14 protein-coding genes are annotated in these 18270 nt (G+C 59.8%); 2 read left to right on the top strand and 12 right to left on the bottom strand.

The features are described from left to right. The first annotated feature begins 66 nt into the window (after positions 1–66). Complete coding sequence (locus tag ACYQ54_RS01950; protein WP_460078798.1) at positions 67–801, top strand: FadR/GntR family transcriptional regulator; 735 nt, start codon at positions 67–69, stop codon at positions 799–801. Here ACYQ54_RS01950 and ACYQ54_RS01955 read toward each other — a convergent pair. The 4 genes from ACYQ54_RS01955 to ACYQ54_RS01970 form a co-directional block, all read right to left on the bottom strand. After that, positions 798–2066: an amidohydrolase family protein gene (locus ACYQ54_RS01955; protein WP_460078799.1), complete on the bottom strand. Its 1269-nt coding sequence runs from the start codon at positions 2064–2066 to the stop codon at positions 798–800. The genes ACYQ54_RS01950 and ACYQ54_RS01955 overlap by 4 nt on opposite strands. Continuing rightward, a complete protein-coding gene (locus ACYQ54_RS01960; RefSeq protein ID WP_460078802.1) occupies positions 2063–4573 on the bottom strand; it encodes a branched-chain amino acid ABC transporter ATP-binding protein/permease in 2511 nt (836 codons plus the stop codon). Before ACYQ54_RS01960 ends, ACYQ54_RS01955 begins: the two co-directional genes overlap by 4 nt. An 18-nt stretch (positions 4574–4591) precedes the next feature. After that, a complete protein-coding gene (locus ACYQ54_RS01965; protein WP_460078804.1) occupies positions 4592–5467 on the bottom strand; it encodes a branched-chain amino acid ABC transporter permease in 876 nt (291 codons plus the stop codon). Between the two features lie 85 nt (positions 5468–5552). After that, on the bottom strand, positions 5553–6740 hold the full coding sequence (locus tag ACYQ54_RS01970; RefSeq protein ID WP_460078806.1) for an ABC transporter substrate-binding protein: 1188 nt from the start codon (positions 6738–6740) through the stop codon (positions 5553–5555). A gap of 235 nt (positions 6741–6975) precedes the next feature. Between ACYQ54_RS01970 and ACYQ54_RS01975 the strand changes: the two genes are divergently transcribed. Further along, the gene (locus ACYQ54_RS01975) at positions 6976–7389 is read left to right on the top strand and encodes a nuclear transport factor 2 family protein (RefSeq protein ID WP_460078807.1); all 414 of its coding nucleotides are present in this window, start codon (positions 6976–6978) and stop codon (positions 7387–7389) included. A 2-nt stretch (positions 7390–7391) separates the two neighbouring features. Here the strand turns inward: ACYQ54_RS01975 and ACYQ54_RS01980 are convergent, their stop codons facing one another. From ACYQ54_RS01980 to nirB, 8 genes are all read right to left on the bottom strand, one after another. Next, complete coding sequence (locus ACYQ54_RS01980; RefSeq protein WP_460078809.1) at positions 7392–8081, bottom strand: GntR family transcriptional regulator; 690 nt, start codon at positions 8079–8081, stop codon at positions 7392–7394. Positions 8082–8125: 44 nt separating this feature from the next. After that, a complete protein-coding gene (gene cysG, locus ACYQ54_RS01985) occupies positions 8126–9673 on the bottom strand; it encodes a siroheme synthase CysG (protein ID WP_460078810.1) in 1548 nt (515 codons plus the stop codon). Continuing rightward, positions 9645–12326: a nitrate reductase gene (locus tag ACYQ54_RS01990; RefSeq protein ID WP_460078811.1), complete on the bottom strand. Its 2682-nt coding sequence runs from the start codon at positions 12324–12326 to the stop codon at positions 9645–9647. Before ACYQ54_RS01990 ends, cysG begins: the two co-directional genes overlap by 29 nt. Positions 12327–12348: 22 nt before the next feature. After that, complete coding sequence (gene cynS / locus ACYQ54_RS01995; RefSeq protein WP_460078812.1) at positions 12349–12798, bottom strand: cyanase; 450 nt, start codon at positions 12796–12798, stop codon at positions 12349–12351. A gap of 9 nt (positions 12799–12807) precedes the next feature. After that, complete coding sequence (locus tag ACYQ54_RS02000) at positions 12808–14541, bottom strand: protein kinase domain-containing protein (RefSeq protein WP_460081644.1); 1734 nt, start codon at positions 14539–14541, stop codon at positions 12808–12810. A 64-nt stretch (positions 14542–14605) separates the two neighbouring features. Then, positions 14606–15451, bottom strand: coding sequence for a formate/nitrite transporter family protein (locus ACYQ54_RS02005; RefSeq protein WP_460078815.1), 846 nt, complete (start codon positions 15449–15451; stop codon positions 14606–14608). A gap of 31 nt (positions 15452–15482) precedes the next feature. Beyond that, a complete protein-coding gene (nirD, locus tag ACYQ54_RS02010; protein ID WP_460078817.1) occupies positions 15483–15824 on the bottom strand; it encodes a nitrite reductase small subunit NirD in 342 nt (113 codons plus the stop codon). After that, entirely contained in the window at positions 15821–18268 is a 2448-nt protein-coding gene (gene nirB, locus ACYQ54_RS02015) for a nitrite reductase large subunit NirB (protein WP_460078818.1), read from the bottom strand. The genes nirD and nirB overlap by 4 nt, the downstream gene beginning before the upstream one ends. Positions 18269–18270: the final 2 nt, after the last annotated feature.

Consider the following 18270-nt stretch of genomic DNA (forward strand, 5'->3'; position numbering starts at 1 on the left):
CCGGCTATGAGAATTCCCGAAGGAGCGACAGATCCCAAGACACGGAAACGCCTGCGGCGGCCAGACATGGTTGCGCAGCAGATCCGTGAACAGATCGTCGAGGCCGGACTGCGCCCCGGCGACAGGGTTCCTGCGGAATGGCTGCAGCCCGAAGCGGTCAAGGTGTCCCGGGGATCTCTGCGGGAGGCGCTGAAGGTTCTGGAGTTCCAGGGCCTGATCTCGACGCGCAGCGGCCCTGGCGGCGGTGTGTTCGTCGCTTCGGTGGAACCGGGCGAAGCCATTCGAATGCTGGACAATCTGTTCCTGTTCGACCAGCCGACCATTGCCGACATCTACACACTCAGAAAACAGCTAGAACCGGAGCTTGCCGCCTCCGTTGCCGGAACGCTGACCGACGACGCCTTCAAGGCCCTGCAAGGCTGCATCCGGCTTTACGAGGACGAACCGAAAACCGCAGAAGAAGAATACACACAACGGCTGGCGGAACTCGATTTTCACGAGGAACTGGCCCGGCATTGCAGAAACCCGATCCTGGCCTTCACCTGTTCCTTTCTGCTCAGTCTCCTGCGTGACATGACCGTTTGCCGCTCGATCTACAAGGAACCGAACCCCGCCCTTCGGGAAACCGGCCTGCACTATCAGGTCCAGTTGCTAAGGGCGATAAAAGCGGGCGACGCCGAGCTGTGCCGGATGATCATGCGCGGCCACATGATCGAAGCCGAAAAATACATGAAGGAACGGGCTGCCATGCGGACACGCGGCAGCACCACTTCGCAAACCGCCACGACCAGGGGCAGCTAGGGAATACGAAGTGCCCTGAGCTCCCCCGACATGCCCACCTCTGCGGACGGCTCCATCAACCTCGCCGGAGCTTGCTCAAAGGTGAATTTGCCGTTCTTCATGCCCCACACCGGCCGGACGATTTCCGAAACGATCTGATTTCCGTTCAAGGCCGGCAGCGCGACAAAGGTAGCATCTTCCCCAACCTCGATCCCGTGGGCCTTGTTGATCAGCCGTCGCGGTGCAGCTGTCACCATGTCGAAACAGGCCTCCAGGTCCTCGGGCGATCCGAGCTGGTGGACATTGGCGTAAAGATTGGCCATGCGTGGCAGCGAGCAGTCACCGTAGGGCGTGAACGGATTGAGCACGTTGTTTGTTGCGACCGTGCAGCAGACGCCGTGTTGGTGAAAGACATGCGCCGGCGCGACCCCGCGCGGCACCAGACTTTCACTTTCGCGGCCCATCAGGAAAAGGTCTGTCGACGGCAGCACGGTAAGCGCGATTTCGGCGGTTTTCAGAATTCGAACCGCCTCCAGAAGATCCTTTCGCGACAGGGTCGACAGCTTGGTGACGTGGCCGATGGCAACCCGGCCCTGCCAGTCGAAGGCCAAAGTCTGCCGGGCAATTTCATCAAGATGACGCCAGGACGGATCGAGGTCGAAATCCAGGTGAAAATCGAGATCCACATCGTGGCGTCGAGCCATTGCAAAAAGGCAGGCGATCTGGCCGTTTGGATCGCTGTCCGTATAGGGGCAACCGCCAAGCAGGTCAGCACCGCCGGAAAGCGCTCCCTCCAGCAATTCGGCGGTTCCCGGATTGTTGAGAAGCCCTTCCTGCGGGAAGACGCATATCTGCAAGTCCAGCGCCCAGGCAAAATCCTGCTTCAATTGCCGAATGGCATGGAAGCCTTTCAGCCCGATCCCCGGATCGATCTCCACATGTGTGCGGATGGCATTGGTACCCTGGACAATCGCCTTTTCGAGAACCTTGCGCCCACGGTCATAGACATCGTCTTCCGAAAATCCCTTCTTGGCCTCGGCGACTGAGGAAATCGCCCCTTCCAGCGTGCCGGTCTCGTTTCGGCACCGGTCGAGAATGCAGGCCTTGTCGAGATGAAGATGGCTCTCGACAAATCCCGGCACCAGCAGAACGCCATTGCCGTTCATGTGTTCGGAACCTGACTGTAGGTCCGCGCCGATTGCGGAAATCTTTCCACCGCTGACCGCAACATCGACTGCCGAATTGCCGCCCTCCAGCAGGACGTTCCGAATCACAAACCCACTCATACCCTCGCCTCCATGCGAGTGTCCTCTTCGTTGACAGCCCCGAGATAGGCCGCTGTCAACCGCGGATCCGATGCCAGCTCCGCTGCCTTGCCTTCCATCACGATCTGTCCCTGTTCCAACACGTAGGCGTAATCCGCGACCGCCAGGGCCAGCGTTGCCATCTGGTCGACCAGCAGGATGGTGATGCCTTCATCGCGCAGTTCGCCAAGGATCGCGTAAAGCTCCTCAACCATGGCAGGAGCCAGTCCGAGCGAAGGTTCGTCCAGAAGCAGGACCCTGGGCTTTGCCATCAGGCCCCGGGCAATCGCCATCATCTGCTGTTCACCACCCGACAGGAGCCCGGCGCGGCTGTGCAGCCTGTCACGAAGACGCGGAAATCTTTTCAGGTGACCCTCCAGTTCGGAGCTGTTCATGTCCGAATGTCTCTTGTAGGCACCCAGTTCGATATTCTCGCGAACCGTCAGCTCCGGAAACACCTGTCGGCCTTCGGGAACCAGCACCAGACCACGTGCAACCATTTCATGCGGCTGCATGGCCTGTGTCTGCTCATCGTTCAGAATGATGCTGCCGGAAACGGGCCGATGAAGGCCCGAAACGGCGGAAAGAAACGTCGACTTTCCAGCACCGTTCGCACCAAGCAGCGCTACCATTTCTCCCGGACGGACCTTGAGCGACACCCCCTTCAAAACCGGTGCGGCCCCATATCCAGCAGTCAGCTTCAATGTAGACAGAACCGGCGTTTCTTCCGTCAGAAGCGGTTGGATACGCGGGAAGTCCGTAGTTCCTCCGGTCCCGAGATAAGCTGCAATCACGGTTTCATTCGCCTGGATTTCCGCCGGAGAGCCGAAGGCAATCGGCTTGCCGGCATCCACCGCCTGGATCCGGTCGGAAATCCCCATGACCAGCTCCATGTCATGCTCCACCAACACGACCGCTGGCCCGAGATCCGCAATGTCCCGCAACAATGTTGCGAGCTTGTCCTTGTCGGCGCGCATGAGCCCGGCTGCCGGTTCGTCCAGAAGCAGGATATCGGGCCTGAGAGCGAGACCCCGTGCGATTTCCACCAGTCTGCGGTCAACATGAGGCAGGTCACCGGCCCGCTTGTCGAGGTCTCCTTCATAACCGCAATAGCGCAACAGACCTGCGGCCAGCGACAGGCGGTCTTGCGACTGAATATCGGACCATGGATTGCCGAATGCACCGCGCCCGAGGCCGGAGACGACATTTGCGAGCACAGTCAGGTTCTCGAAAAGCTTTGTCGTCTGGTAGGTTCGGGCAATTCCCGAACGGGCGACCGCATGTGCCGGCAGTCCCGCAAGATCCTTGCTTCCGAGCAGGATCTTTCCCTGCGACGGCCGGTAGAACCCGCCGATCATGTTGAGGACGGTGGTTTTGCCTGCACCGTTCGGACCGATGATCGACGTCACTTCGCCGGGTACAATCCGGAAACTGACCCCATCCACAGCGCGAACGCCACCAAACGAAATACCGAGGTCAGCGATCTCAAGCGCGCTGGCGGAAAGTCCTCGCTTCAGGAATTGCTCAACGTCTGCGGTGGAAACAGGTGTTACGCTTCGGCTGGTCCTGGGAATGAAAGCTGCCACGGTGCCGACCAGTCCGCGAGGCGCAATCAGCAAGACACCAACAAGCAACCCGCCGAAAAACAGCAGCCGGTATTCCGCAAGATCTGACAGGAACTCGGGCAGAAGGACAGTTACCAATGCGCCTGCCAGAGGCCCCAGCACTGTGCCCGCACCGCCGATCAGGATCGCAAAGAGAAACAGGATCGACTGTGAGAACGGAAAATTGCTCGGCGCGATGAACATCATCAGCGGTGCAAACAGGCCTCCGGCCAGTCCGGCCATCGCAGCAGCGATGGCAAAGGCGGCCGCCTTGACCGCGAAGGGACGATACCCAAGCGACGCGGCGGCCGTTTCCGCATCCCGTACACCGGTCATCGCCATGCCCCATCCGCTGTCCGCCAGCCGGCGAAACAGATAGAGCGACAGCCCCGCGAGCAGGATGGAAAGCAACACCAGCTCCCGCTCGGTGAACACGAAGCCAAGAAGTTCCGGCATCGGAAAACCCATGAGGCCATTTTGCCCACCTGTCAGCGAGCGCCATTCGACTGCGCCATGTTCGACAATGAAGGCGAAGGCAATGGTCACCATCGCCAGGAACGGTCCGGCCATGCGGACGGCGGGTACCGCGAGCAACACACCCGCGCATCCTGCGACGAGCGCGGACAAGGGCAGTGCGATCCAGAAACTCAATCCTGACAGGGTCATCACCGCAACGCCGTAGGCGCCGATAGCAAAGAACCCGACCTGACCGAGCGAAACCAACCCGGTCAGACCGTAAAGAACATTGAGGCCGGTCCCGAGAATGGTGGTGATTGCCACGAGGCCGATGACGAACTGTGTGTAGCCGCCGCTTGTCACAGCCATCACACAGGCTGCGATGGTCATGGCGAGCAATGCACCGTCGAGAAGAATTCGCTGGTTCATTAAAGGCACGGCGCGTCCTCAGACTTTCTTCACGGCGGGACGTCCGAAGAGACCGTCCGGCTTCAGGGTCAGCGCCAGGATGATCAATGCAAAGACGACGATGTAGGTGGAAGACGAGCCCAGATAGGTCGTCACCAGGGCTTCCGTAACCCCATAGAGAAAGCCTGCCAGCATGACGCCGGCAGCGGACGTCATGCCGCCCAGGATCGCCACCGCGAAGGCCTTGAGCCCGAACAGGGTTCCCATGTCCGAATGCACGGAAAACAACGGTGCGATCAAAAGTCCGGCGCTTCCGGCAAGCATGGCCGAAATCGCAAAGGACCCGGACACCATGCTCGTGGTGTTGATGCCCATGAGCCGGGCAGCCTGCTTGTTCTGGACAACCGCAAGCAAGGCCCTGCCCTGCAAGGTCTTCCGGAACAGGAAATGCAACGCCATCGCCACACCAATTGCCGCGATCGGAATAAGCAGTTGCTGCGGATAGATGCCCGTTCCCGCAAACTGCCAGGTCGTCTGAGCCAGGGGTGAGAACAGCGTCCGAGGTTCATTGCCAAAGCTGAAGAGAACGGCGTTGTCGAGAAAGATACCGCCTGCAACGGTCGCCATCAGCCAGGCTTCCGAGTTGCGTTCCACAAACGGCCGCACCAGCAGAATTTCGACCAGTACACCGAAAAGTCCGCAGCAGGCGATCGCGAGCACATAGGCGACAATCCAGTTCAAGCCGAGTCTTTCGGTAAAGACGAAACCAAGAACCGCACCGAGCATGACGACACTGCCCTGCGCGAAATTGACGGTGGAAGAAACGGAATAGGTAATCTGAAAGCCGAGCGCGATCAGCCCGTACATGCTTCCAAGGCCGATGCCGGTGACAAGGGCGGCGATCAAGAGGGTCATGGGTGGGTCCTGGCAGAAGAGACGAGATCAGGTCGATCCGAAGGGATAGAAACCTCCCGCAGCCCTGCTGCGGGAGGTTGTGTCATCAATCCAGGATCGGGATGATTTCACCTTCGACGAACTGCGCGAAGACATAGTCCTCAGGTGCAATGGCGTCCTGGTCTTCCGGCGAGAACGGATCCGCGTAGGTCTTGATCAGGCCTTCGATATTCTCGATGTCGTACATTGCCTGACGAATCGCCGGACCATCCGTGGAACCGGCCTTTTCGATGGCTGCCGCCAGCAGAAGCATGGCGTCATAAGCATTGGCGATACCGGTCGCCGGGGTCACATCGGCCATTGTCTTGATTTCAGGAAAGCTTTCCTGAAGCTTCGAGAACATGGCTTCGCCCTTCGCGTCACCTTCCCGGAAAAGGTAGGTCTGGATGAAATGAAGCTTCTCGCCGCTCTTGCCGGCCAGTTCGGTAAACCGTCCACCAGCCGGGCCCCAGTGCGATGCCATCGCAACATCCCAGCCCATCCGGTCGAGCGATTTCACCACCTGCGCGGTCGGAGCGACGTTTGCCACGACGAACAGGCCATCCGCGCCGTTTTCCTTCAGTCGCGTGAGCTGCGGCACCACATCGACATCGTTGGATTCGAACTTCTCGATACCGGCATGTTCCATACCGCGCTTCTCAAGCGCTTTCAAAAGCCCCTTCTCGTTGGATTCCCCCCACGGGTTGTTGATGAGGATCATGCCCGGCTTTTTTGATCCGTACCTGGTGACCAGATATTCGGTGATCGCTTCATCGACATATTCATCGACGGCGGAAACCCGAAAAATGTAATTCTCCTCGGCACCATTCTTGGTGATGCCGGTACCGGCGGCCCACGGTCCGACAAAAGGCACTTTGGACTGGTTGGCGAATGGTACGATGGCGAAGGAGACCGGCGTATCCAGACCGCCGATCAGGGCTGCAACGCCCTCGCGCTGAACAAGCTCACGGGCGGCAACGAGACCTTTGCCCGGGTTGCTCTCATCATCCCGGCTGACAAGTTCAAGCGGCTTGCCCAGGACGCCGCCCTTCTCGTTGATTTCGTCAATTGCGATGGTCAGGCCACGGGTGATTGCCTGTCCGGATTTGGCGGACTGCCCGCTGAGGGCGGCAACAAGGCCGATCTTGATCGAATCGGCAGCCAAGGCCGGAAAGCTGGTGGCCAGGGCAAGGCCGACGGCGCCCGACATCAGGACGCGGCGTGTCACCTTCGGAAATTTGCAAGCGGATTTCATGAACGGCTCCTCTGGTTTTCCGGACGACACGTCCGAACACCACATCAAAAGCAAGCGAGGGGCCAGTTTGGCGAGTTTCATATATTTCAGATACTTAACGGGAAAGAACGCAAGCATGCCCTCGTTCGAACCGGACAAGCGCTTAAATTGCATGCAATATTTGCATACAAAATTTGCATGCAAAAAACCGGGCAAGATTTATGGTCAGTGGACGCATCTTTAAGAGGACGACCCCATGCTGGATGAAAAGAAAGACACGCTTCCCGAAGAAGCCGAGATTGTCAGGGCCTATCTTGACGCTTCCATGAAACCGGATCCGGACCTCGCCGCGACCTATGTGGCAGACCATGTGACCATCACCTTCACGGGCGGACGGGTCTTCAACCATCCCTCCGGCCCGACCGGCTTCAATGCCATGCGGTACAAGTGGGTGAAAAAGAAGATGGACCGTTTCGACGTAGCCCGCGGCGCTGAGGGTGTCGTCGTCTATTCCGTCGGAACGCTTTTCGGAGAATGGCCGGACGGAACCGCCTTCGAAGGCAACCGGTATGTCGACCGGTTCGAAGTGAATGATGGCAAGATTACAAAGATGGATGTCTGGAACGACAGCGCGGAGCGAATTCTCACCCGCATGGGCATCGAGGCCTGAGCCTAGTCGTCTCCACGAACAGCACGGACATATGGCTCCAGGGCATCGAGATAGATGCCCTGGCCCTTGTTTTCGGACTTGATCAGCGCCCGGTCGGCCACGGCACCCAGATGGTGACGCATGAGATCCCGGGCACGAGCCTCATCGCCGTTGGACAGGGCGTCTATGATCTCCCGGTGCTCCTGGATCCCGCAATCGGTCGAATGCGGACGGGAATAGAGCGCCAGCGTCAGTCCGCATCGATAGCCGACATCTTCCACATAGCGGATCAGCACCGGGCTTTCCGTGAGTTGCGCCATGAGAATATGGAATTCGGTAGCAAGCCGGATGGATACGGGCTCAGGGCCCTTTTCGGCGGCAATTTCCTTGTCGAGATGCGCGTTCAGAGCATCAAGGTGCTTCTGGGAAAATTCGGCGCTCAGCCGGGCCACGACCAGATCCTCGATCTGGCACCGCAAATCAAACAGATCCCGCGCCTCTTCCAGACTGGGCGTCGCTACGACAGCCCCCCTGTTCCGCCGCAGTTCGACCAGCCCTTCCGCCGCAAGCCGTTCCAGTGCCTGACGCACGATTGTCCGGCTCGACCCAAAGCGTTCGCCCAGCGAATCTTCCGGCAGTTTCATGCCCGGCAACAGAGCACGCTCAAGGATGGCGCTGCGCAAGGCTGCGCAAATTTGTTCGGAACGATTCATCAGTGTATCGGAGCATCAGGTGACTTGCCGGTCAAACAAACAAATCAAATAGCTGCAGATTTGCCAAGTGTCCGATTGCCTGGATTTTCATCTCCGAAGCCATCAATCTGCACAGGAAAGTCCTGTTTGCATTCAGGCCCCTCACACAGCCCGATCTGATGACCTGCCGCCTGGAAGACCTGGCCTACTCCAATCAGCATCGGACCTTCCAGGCCGAGTGAATTGACACCGTTTTCAAGGTCGTGCAGCGCCCCTGACCAGCGTTTTTCATCGATGCGGGAAACACTCGACACGGCGACAACGGGTGTTGTCGCTGGCAGTCCTTCTGCAACGAGCCGGTCCCTGATCCTGCCCGCCATCCGCCCCCCCATGTAGAAGACGGTCGTCGTCGAAGGGTTGGTCAACCCATGCCAGTCGACGGTTTCCGGCAACTCGCCCCTGCGCGAATGGCCGGTGACGAACCGAACCGACTGGGCATGGTCGCGATGTGTCAGCGAAACGCCAAGGCGCGCCGCCATGGCTGAGGCCGCCGTGATGCCCGGTACCACCACTGCCGGAATGCCTTCGTCCGAGAGCCTGTCGAGTTCCTCCCCACCCCGGCCGAAGATCATCGGATCCCCGCATTTGAGTCGCACGACATGTTTGCCCTGTCGGGCGAGCGACACCATCATGTCGTTGATGTCTTCCTGGCGGCAGCTTTCCCGCCCACCACGTTTGCCGACCAACATGCGTCTGGCTTCCCTGCGGGCCAGTTCCAGAACCGCATCGTCCACCAGATCGTCGAACAGGATGACGTCAGCCGATTGAAGGGCCCGCACGGCCTTTAGCGTCAGATATTCGGCATCACCCGGTCCAGCCCCGACGAGCGTCACTTTCCCCGTAGCGGATGTCCTGGCGTCCTCCAGAAGCGCGTTGGCGAGATCGGTTTCTCCATCGGGGGCAGACTTTCCCGAAAAGGCGAAATCTGAAATCCGCTCCCAGAAGAGGCGCCGCTGTGCCCCTGCTTCAAGCAGGGAAAGTGTCTTTTCCCGCAGGCGGCTGGCAAGCTGCGCCCACCCCTGCAGGCTCTCCGGCAACAAAGTCTCGATGCGCCTGCGGATCGCCTGCCCCAGAATGGGCGCAACCCCATTGGTCGAGATGCCGATGACAACTGGCGACCGGTTGACGATGGATCCGAACTGGAAATCGCAAAAGGCCGGTTTGTCGATGACATTGACTGGAACGCCCATGCGCCGGGCAGCAGAAACAAACGCTTCTGCTTCCTCGTCGTTATCCGCATCCGCTATGGCGAGAGCCGCCCCGTCAAAGCTTGTGTCCGTCCAGCCGGATTGGATGTGGAGGAAGCTGCCTTTGACGCTGCCGGATGCAAGAAGTTTCTCAAAGGCAGGCTCCAGGGTATCGGAATAGACATGCACGCTCGCACCTGCGGCTGCCAGCAATTCGGCCTTCCAGGCCGCCGCCTCCGTACCGCCTGCAAGCAGAACCTTGCGGCCTTCGAGAGGAAAGAACAGCGGCAGGCTTGCCAGGGGCCCGACGCGGACCGAACGGCTCCGGCTCTTAACCTCAGCTGGCTTGCGCAATGTCGGCGTCATCTAGGCTTTCCTTTGCAATATCATCAAGAAGCGTCTGGATTTCCGAACGGCAGGAGCCGCAGTTGGTACCCGCTTGCAAGGTTTCCCCAATCGCGTTGACGCTGGCCGCACCGCAGCGGGCAGCAGCCGCGATCTGGTTGCATCCGACCTGGAAACAGGAACAGACGAGCGCACCTGGATCAGGCCGGTCCGCCGGCACCCGGCCCGCCAGAACCCTTGCGCGGTCCTGCGGTGAAACCGGCTCGCCGCTCAGCAGGCCGCAAGCCCATTGACGCGAGACTTCCACTGGAGAGGACGAGAAGAAGAACGCTGCATGCAGCACGTCCTCTTTCCATTGAGCCTGCCGGAACCAGCCTCGGGCAACATCGGAAATCTCTGCGGTATCACAACCCGCCTCACCGAGCGAAGCTGCAAGAGCTGCAATGTCGGCTGCGTTCCGTCCTGCACACTCCAGTCTGTAGCCGCCTGGTATGGGTGCAAGAACCCAATAGTCCGCAGCAACCTTCTCTGGCCGTTGACGCAGCACGGCAAAACCGAACCAGGCCATATCGGCCCGTGCCACCGCGACCGGGGTGAATTTCGATCCCGGCTGGCCGGAGTGCGGATCGGTTTCCGGGGCAACGACGGCGTCGATCCTCGCATTGGAAGCGAACTGATCCGTCCAGTGCATCGGCACGAAGACTTCACCCTGCCCGACCCTGTCCGTAATCAGCGCTCGCACCAGCACCGATCCGTGAGGGCTTTTCACCATCACGAGATCCGCTGCTGCGACCTTGAGCGTTTCGGCATCACGCGGGTGTATTTCGGCAAAGGGTTCGGCAAAATGAGCTGTCAAACGCGGCGTTTTGCCGGTTCGCGTCATTGTATGCCACTGGTCGCGAATCCGGCCCGTGTTCAGGACGAACGGATATCGGCGTTCCGTCTGACGCGGCGCCTTGAAGACGACAGGAACGAAACGCCCCTTTCCGGTTTCCGTGTAGAAGCCGCCCCCGGCAAAAAACCGCGTCTCGGCCTGCTGCGCACCAGACGGTTGCGGCCACTGAAAAGGTTCCATCGTTTCGAAACCCGCGTCGGACGCGTCGCCATGGGCACCAATATCGAAATCGCGCGTACCGTTGTTGCCCTGTGCGGAAAGCCGTGCATGTTCGCGAAAAATCGCTGCCGGTCCTTCATAGGAAAAGGCCTCTGCATGGCCCAACCGGCGGGCAACCTCGCTCAGGTGCCACCAGTCGGGCCGGGTTTCCCCGGGAAGCTCCAGGAATGCGCGTTGTCGGGAGATCCGCCGCTCCGAATTGGTGACGGTTCCGTCCTTTTCTCCCCAGGCAGCCGCAGGCAAGAGCACATTGGCGTATGGAACCGTGTCTGCGGTTCTGGTCACTTCCGAGACGACCACAAAGGGGCAGGCTTCCAGCGCCAGTGCGACCTCGTCCGCATCCGGCAAACTGTCCACCGGGCTTGTGGCCATGATCCAGAGGGCCTTGATTTTGCCCTCCCGCACGGCCTTGAAAAGCTCGACAGCCTTCAATCCCGACCGGTCGGCGATGGTCGGACTCTTCCAGAAGTCCTGAACGATCCGCCTGTGTTCGGCATTTTCCAGAGCCATGTGGCCTGCCAGCATATTGGCCAACCCGCCGACTTCCCGTCCACCCATGGCGTTTGGTTGGCCCGTGACGGAAAACGGCCCCATGCCGGGTTTGCCGATCCGGCCCGTCGCCAGATGCGTGTTCAGAATGGCGTTGACCTTGTCTGTACCGACGACGGACTGATTGACGCCCTGACTGTAGACCGTGACGGTTTTCTCGGTACGGGCAAACATCTTGTAGAAGAGAGCGATATCCTGTCGCTGCAATCCGGTCTTTTCGGCAATCTGGCCGATTTCACAGGGCTCTGCAGCCTCAACCGTCTTCTCAAAACCTTCAGTGAAGCGATTCACATAACTGGTATTTACACATTTTGCCTCTGCCAGAAACGACAGCAAACCATTGAACAGGGCAACGTCGGTATCGGGCTTCAATTGCAAATGCAGATCCGCGATGGCGCAGGTCGTTGTCTTGCGCGGATCGACCACGACCACACGCAGGGCCGGATTTGCCGCCTTCGCCGCTTCAAGCCGCTGAAACAGCACCGGATGGCACCATGCCAGATTGGAGCCGACCAGAACAACAAGGTCTGCCAGTTCAAGGTCTTCATAGGTCCCCGGAACCGTGTCCGAGCCGAATGCTCTCCGGTGACCGGCAACGGAGGAAGCCATGCAAAGTCGGGAATTCGTATCGATATTGGCCGACCCGATGAAGCCCTTCATCAGCTTGTTGGCGACGTAATAGTCCTCCGTCAGGATCTGCCCGGACACATAGAACGCCACGCTGTCGGGACCATGATCGCGGATCGCTTCCTGAAAGTTGCGCGCGACACAATCGAGCGCGTCATTCCAGCTGCTGCGCTCGCCTTCGATTTCCGGGTAAAGCAGCCTGTCATCGAGAGACAGCGTTTCACCAAGGGCCGAGCCCTTTGAACACAGCCGGCCATAGTTCGATGGGTGGTCGGGGTCACCTGCAATGCCCACCGTTCCATCCGGATGCCGGGTGGCGAGTACGCCGCAGCCGACACCGCAATAGGGACAGGTGGTCCGGGTCGTTTTGGTCTTGTTGGTCATTCCATCTTTCCCGGATCCTGGATTACCAGGCGTTGTAACCAAGGTATTTGCCCGACATCTCGATCTTCACCCGGTCGCCCTTGGGGTTCTCCACACGGGTTACCGACATGTCGAAATCGATGGCGGACATGATGCCGTCGCCGAATTTCTCGTGGATCAGTGCCTTGATGGTCGGCCCATAGACGCCGACGATCTCGTAGAGGCGATAGATGCACGGGTCTGTTGGCACGGTCTGAGACCAGATCTTGGTCGGGCTTTCCTGCAGAACCAGCGCCGCTTCCTGCGGCAAGCCGAGGGTTGCCGTCATAGCCTGGGCCTTTTCTTCCGGCATGGCATTCATGCCCATGGCCGCAGAATGGGTCCAGACCGGTGACATGCCGATGGCTTCGGCAATGCCTTCCCAGGTCAGTCCGGCCTGCCGCTTGGCCGACAGGATCATGCTGGTGACGTCTTCACGGGTGAGAGCGGACATGAGGAACTCCTATGGATTGCCGAAAAGTTGAAAGAAAAGAATGGCGCAGAGCACCGCGAGAGAGGCAGAAACAAGCTGCCAGAAGCGAACCGGATCCCGTTCCGCCAGCGGCACGAACCGGTCCGATGTGAAAACCGGATTGGGCCGGCGCAGGTCTTCCAGAAAGGCACTCAAGGCTTCGTAGCGTCTGCCGGGAACCGGATGAACCGCCCGGCAGAGCGCTCCATCAACCCAATCGGGAACCCGTTCCGTGATTGAGGTCGCGCTGCGATAACGAAGAGCCGACTGAGCCTTTTCAGTGGTGGCCCGGGCAACGGCGGCGCCATAAGGCAAGCGGCCGGTCAGCATCTCATAGGCGATCACGCCGAGTGAGAACTGGTCGCTGAACTCGGTGCCGAGATACCCGAGAAACACTTCCGGTGCGGTGTATTGATGGGTGCCGAGAATTTCGCCCTTGTCGAGCGACGGAGCCGCTTCCATGACACCAGCAATCCGCACCGATCCGAAATCGATGATCTTCACCGTGCCGGAGGTATCGATCATGATGTTCTCGGGCCGCAGGTCCTGGTGAACCATCTCCTTGCGGTGAAACGCCCGGAGGCCTCTGGCGATCTGGTCAAGGATCCCCCGTACCGTTTCAAGGCTCGGATGCGGATTGTCTGTCATCCACTGGCGCAGGGTCTGGCCGTTGACAAACTCCGTCGCCAGAAAGAGCGTCTGACGGTCCTGCGGATAGGACGCGGCCTTCAACACATGCGGAGAGGCCACTCGACGGGCAACCCATTCCTCGAGTGCGAACCGGCGCAGATAGTCTTCGTCGCCTCGCATATCGAGTGACGGAAACTTGAGAGCGACAGCCTCACCCGTCTTTTCGTTTTCGGCAAGGTAGATGTGGCTGCGGCTGGTCGCATGGAGACCCCGAAACAGTCTGAAGCCTTCGAAAGCGCCTGGAACCTTCGGCAGCTGTGCAGGCGGAAGCGTACCCTCGCCGTTCAGGAGATCTCCCGCACCCGGTTCCGCAATCTCGTTCACCCGGACAATCTGTACGGTAAGATTGTCGTCGCTACCGGCAGCAAAGGCCTGTTCGACAAGCATGTTCGCCGCTTGATCAAGATCATCGGCTGAAAGAACAGCGGCAGCCAGGTCTCTCACCCGCAGAACCCCGTGTACACCATCAGTGGTCAGAACGAATACATCGCCCGGCCGAAGGTCGAGCACGGCATAATCGAGATCGACAGATTGACCAAGGCCAAGGGCTCGTCCCAGGTAGGATTCCGTTTCCGAGATCCGGACCGTGTGATCTTCGGTCAGTTGTTCAAGGCTCTGGCCGGACAGTCTCCAGATGCGGCTGTCCCCGGCATGAAAAAGATGCGCTTTGCGGCCCTTCAGGATCAAGGCGGAAAAGGTGCAGACATGGCCCTTGTCCAGCTCGGCTGCCTGCCTTGTCTGCCCGTATAGCCAGGAGTTGGCAGCAGAGATGACGCGGATGGCCGACGTTTTCACCGACCATGCTTCCGAGGTGCAGTAGTAGTCCGAAAGGAAAGATTTAACGGCGGCTTCGGCGGCAACATGCGCCACCGGACTGGAGGAAATGCCGTCCGCGATGGCAAGCGCGACACCCTTGTGCACCAGCATTGCGCCTTCCGGCACCATGGCACCGTGGAAGTCCTGGTTCAGGGCTTTCCGGCCGGCAGCCGAACACTGGCCGGTCTCGACGCTCAGGGCGGTAGGGCGGACTTGCATCAGCACGGGAAAAGGTTCCTCCGGATGAATTGCTCCGCCGCCGGTTGGCGGCGGAGCCGAGCCGTCATTCGGCAGGTGCAGTCGCCGGCGCCTTTTCGTAGCCGGCGTTGCGCGAAGGCGAGGTCTTGTAGTGGGTGGCATAGATCATGCCGCCGACGAAGGTCAGCCCGCCGACAAGGTTGCCGACCACGACCGGAATTTCGTTGTAGGCGAAGTAGTCGAACCAAGTGAAGTTGCCGCCGAGCATGATGCCGGACGGGAACAGGAACATGTTCACGATGGAGTGCTCGAAGCCGAGATAGAAGAACACCAGGATCGGCATCCACATGGCCATGATCTTGCCGGAAACCGAGTTGGACATCATCGCGGCGACGACACCGGTCGACACCATCCAGTTGCACATCACGGCACGGATGAAGACCGTCAGCAGACCCGCCCAGCCGGCGGCGGCATAGCCGAGGGTTCGCGCTTCGCCGATCTTGCCGATCTTCTGGCCGACATCATTCGGCTCCTGGCTGAAGCCCATGGTGAAGATGATCGCCATGAAAACGGCGGTGGTCAGGGCACCGGCGAAGTTGCCGGTAAAGACCAGGCCCCAGTTGCGGAAGACACCGCCCCAGGTGCAGCCCGGACGTTTTGCGATCACGGCCAGTGGCGCCAGCGTGAACACGCCGGTCAGAAGGTCGAAGCCCAGCAGATAGAGCATGCAGAAGCCGACCGGAAACAGGATCGAGGCAACCAGGAAGTTGCCGGTATTGACCGCAATGGTCACCGCGAAGGCGGCCGCAAGAGCAAGGATGGCACCAGCCATATAGGCGCGGATAAGCGTGTCCTTGGTGGACATGAAAATTTTCGCTTCGCCCGCGTCGATCATTTTCGAGGCAAATTCCTGTGGCGTTACGTATGACATCTGAAATCCTTTCGCGAGAGTGCTCCGCCGTTCAGACGGCTTCGTGGGAATAGGAAAGATCGACAAGGATGCGGTCATCCTCGAGACGGACCGGAAAAGCCGCGGTGCGGCCTTCGTCAGCCCCTTGCGCGGCACCGGTCTCCAGAGAAATCACCCAGTTGTGCAGCGGGCAGGTCACGCATCCGTCGTGCACGATCCCCTGACTGAGAGGCCCGTTCTTGTGCGGGCATTTGTCTTCCAGTGCGAAGACGTCGTCCTTGGCGGTGCGGAAGACGGCGATGGTCATGTCGCCGTTCTTCACGCACCGGGCTCCCTCCCTAGGAATGTCTTCAAGGGTGCCGATATGGACCCAGTTGCGGATGTCGGCGGTCATTCGGCAGCCTCCTTCGTCAAAACAGCCATCGGCTTGAACTCATGCTTGTCCTTGCCGGAGACGCGCTCCGACCACGGATCGACCTGGGCGAATTTCTGGGAGAAAACGAAGCGGTCGAAATAGGCTTTGCGCATGGCCGCATCGTCCATGATCTGGCGCCGGATCTCGTCGAACCCGATGCGTTTCGCCCACTTGTAGATGCGCTCCAGGTAATGGCCCTGTTCGCGGTACATCTGGGTCAGCGCCGCAACATGCTCGATTGCCTCATCCTCGGTCTTCACCAGTCCGAGAACTTCCGTACCCTTGATGTCGAGACCGGCGGCCCCGGCAAAGTGGATCTCGAAGCCGCTGTCGACACAGATGATGCCGATGTCCTTGCAGGTTGCCTCCGCGCAATTGCGCGGACAGCCGGAGACGGCCATCTTCAGCTTGGCGGGTGTCCAGGACCCCCACATGAATTTTTCCAGCTTGATGCCAAGGCCTGTGGAATCCTGCGTGCCGAAGCGGCACCAATCCGTCCCGACGCAGGTCTTCACGGTCCGCAGGCCCTTAGCGTAGGCCTGACCGGAGACGAAACCGGCCTTGCCCAGATCCGCCCAGACAGCCGGAAGGTCTTCCTTTTTGATACCCAGCATGTCGATCCGCTGACCACCGGTGCATTTCACCGCCGGAATGTTGAACTTGTCGACGACATCGGCAATTGCCCGAAGTTCCTTGGAAGACGTCATGCCGCCCCACATGCGCGGGACGACAGAATAGGTGCCGTCCTTCTGAATGTTGGCGTGAACGCGTTCATTGATGAAACGGGACTGGTAGTCGTCCGCATATTCATCGGGCCAGTCGGAAACCAGGTAATAGTTGAGCGCAGGCCGGCACTTGGCGCAGCCGCCGGAGGTGGTCCATTCCAGTTCCTGCATCACGGCGGGAATGGATTTCAGCTCCTTCGACTTGATCAGCCGGCGCACTTCGTCATGGCCCAGCGAGGTGCAGCCGCACATCGGCGTGACCGCCGCCGGGTTGTAGGCATCGCCCAAGGTCACCTGCATCAGCTGCTCGACCAGTCCGGTACAGGTGCCGCAGGAGTTCGACGCTTTGGTGTGCGCCCGCACACCATCCAGCGTCGTCAGTCCCTTTTCCCTGATCGTCGTGACGATCTTGCCCTTGCAAACGCCGTTGCAGCCGCAGATTTCTGCATCATCCGGCAAGGCTGCAACGGCCGCCGTAGGGTCCAGGGGGGCTCCTCCCTGATAGGCCTGGCCGAAAATCAGCGTCTCGCGCATGTCCGAGACGTCGGTTCCCTTTTTCAAGTGATCGAAGAACCAGCCGCCATCGGATGTTTCACCGTAGAGCACAGCGCCGAGGATCTTGTTGTCCTTGAGCACAAGGCGCTTGTAGACCCCTGCTGAGGCATCGCGCAGAACGATCTCGTCGCGGTCATCGCCTTCCGCAAAATCGCCGGCGGAATAGAGCGTGACCCCCGTAACCTTGAGCTGCGTGGCGGTTTCCACCGGCCGGAACGCTGCTTCATCGCCGCAAAGCGTCTTGGCCGCGACTTTCGCCATATCATAAAGCGGTGCGACCAGGCCGTAGCAGGTCTTTGCATGTTCGACGCATTCGCCGATCGCCAGAATGTCGGGATCCGAACTGCGCATCTGATCGTCAACGACGATCCCCCGGTCAACCAGAATGCCGGCATCGGTCGCGATGCGTGTCTCTGGCCGGATGCCGACTGCCATCACCACGAGATCGGCGGGATAGACCGTCCCATCCTCCAGAAGGACAGCCTCGGCCTTCCCCTCTCCAAGGATGGCCTTTGTCTGCGCCTTGCAATGGATCTTGATGCCCCGGCCTTCGAGTTCCTTCTGCAAAAGGAAGCCGGCTGCGGGATCAAGCTGCCGCTCCATCAGATGCCCCATCAGGTGGAGAACGACAACCTCCATGCCTCGCAACCTGAGGGCTGCGGCGGCTTCGAGCCCGAGCAGACCACCGCCGATCACGACGGCCTTGGCGTCCGGTTTGCCCGCCGCCGCAACCATTGCGTCTACGTCATCAAGGTCCCGGAACGCCCGCACACCGGGCAGATCCTTGCCGGCAATCGGAATGATGAAGGGGGCTGAACCGGTTGCGACGACCAGCTTGTCGTAAGGGGTTTCGCCCTGCGCTGTCCGGACTGTCTTGCTGTTGCGGTCGATCCCGGTGACCGTTTCTCCGAAGCGGCAGTTCACGCCGTTCTGCCGGTACCAGTCTGCATCATGTGTCACGATCTCATCGAAGGACTTTTCGCCCGCCAGAACGGGTGAAAGCATGATGCGGTTGTAGTTTCCTCGCGGCTCAGCCCCGAAAAGCGTGACGTCATATGCGTCGGAAGCGTTTTCAAAGAGATGCTCGAGCATGCGGCCGGACGCCATTCCGGCACCAACGACGACAAGTTTCTGTTTGCTCATTT

It is taken from the genome of Roseibium sp. LAB1, assembly GCF_054658235.1.

What these genes read in the sequence shown, in the direction of transcription:
- nirD (WP_460078817.1), bottom strand. Translation starts at nt 15,824, where the DNA reads ATGACCGCCGACATCCGCAACTGGGTCCATATCGGCACCCTTGAAGAC.
- ACYQ54_RS01965 (WP_460078804.1), bottom strand. Translation starts at nt 5,467, where the DNA reads ATGACCCTCTTGATCGCCGCCCTTGTCACCGGCATCGGCCTTGGAAGC.
- ACYQ54_RS01950 (WP_460078798.1), top strand. Translation starts at nt 67, where the DNA reads ATGGTTGCGCAGCAGATCCGTGAACAGATCGTCGAGGCCGGACTGCGC.
- ACYQ54_RS01960 (WP_460078802.1), bottom strand. Translation starts at nt 4,573, where the DNA reads ATGAACCAGCGAATTCTTCTCGACGGTGCATTGCTCGCCATGACCATC.
- ACYQ54_RS02005 (WP_460078815.1), bottom strand. Translation starts at nt 15,451, where the DNA reads ATGTCATACGTAACGCCACAGGAATTTGCCTCGAAAATGATCGACGCG.
- ACYQ54_RS01980 (WP_460078809.1), bottom strand. Translation starts at nt 8,081, where the DNA reads ATGAATCGTTCCGAACAAATTTGCGCAGCCTTGCGCAGCGCCATCCTT.
- ACYQ54_RS01970 (WP_460078806.1), bottom strand. Translation starts at nt 6,740, where the DNA reads ATGAAATCCGCTTGCAAATTTCCGAAGGTGACACGCCGCGTCCTGATG.
- ACYQ54_RS01955 (WP_460078799.1), bottom strand. Translation starts at nt 2,066, where the DNA reads ATGAGTGGGTTTGTGATTCGGAACGTCCTGCTGGAGGGCGGCAATTCG.
- nirB (WP_460078818.1), bottom strand. Translation starts at nt 18,268, where the DNA reads ATGAGCAAACAGAAACTTGTCGTCGTTGGTGCCGGAATGGCGTCCGGC.
- ACYQ54_RS01975 (WP_460078807.1), top strand. Translation starts at nt 6,976, where the DNA reads ATGCTGGATGAAAAGAAAGACACGCTTCCCGAAGAAGCCGAGATTGTC.
- ACYQ54_RS02000 (WP_460081644.1), bottom strand. Translation starts at nt 14,541, where the DNA reads ATGCAAGTCCGCCCTACCGCCCTGAGCGTCGAGACCGGCCAGTGTTCG.
- cysG (WP_460078810.1), bottom strand. Translation starts at nt 9,673, where the DNA reads ATGACGCCGACATTGCGCAAGCCAGCTGAGGTTAAGAGCCGGAGCCGT.
- ACYQ54_RS01990 (WP_460078811.1), bottom strand. Translation starts at nt 12,326, where the DNA reads ATGACCAACAAGACCAAAACGACCCGGACCACCTGTCCCTATTGCGGT.
- cynS (WP_460078812.1), bottom strand. Translation starts at nt 12,798, where the DNA reads ATGTCCGCTCTCACCCGTGAAGACGTCACCAGCATGATCCTGTCGGCC.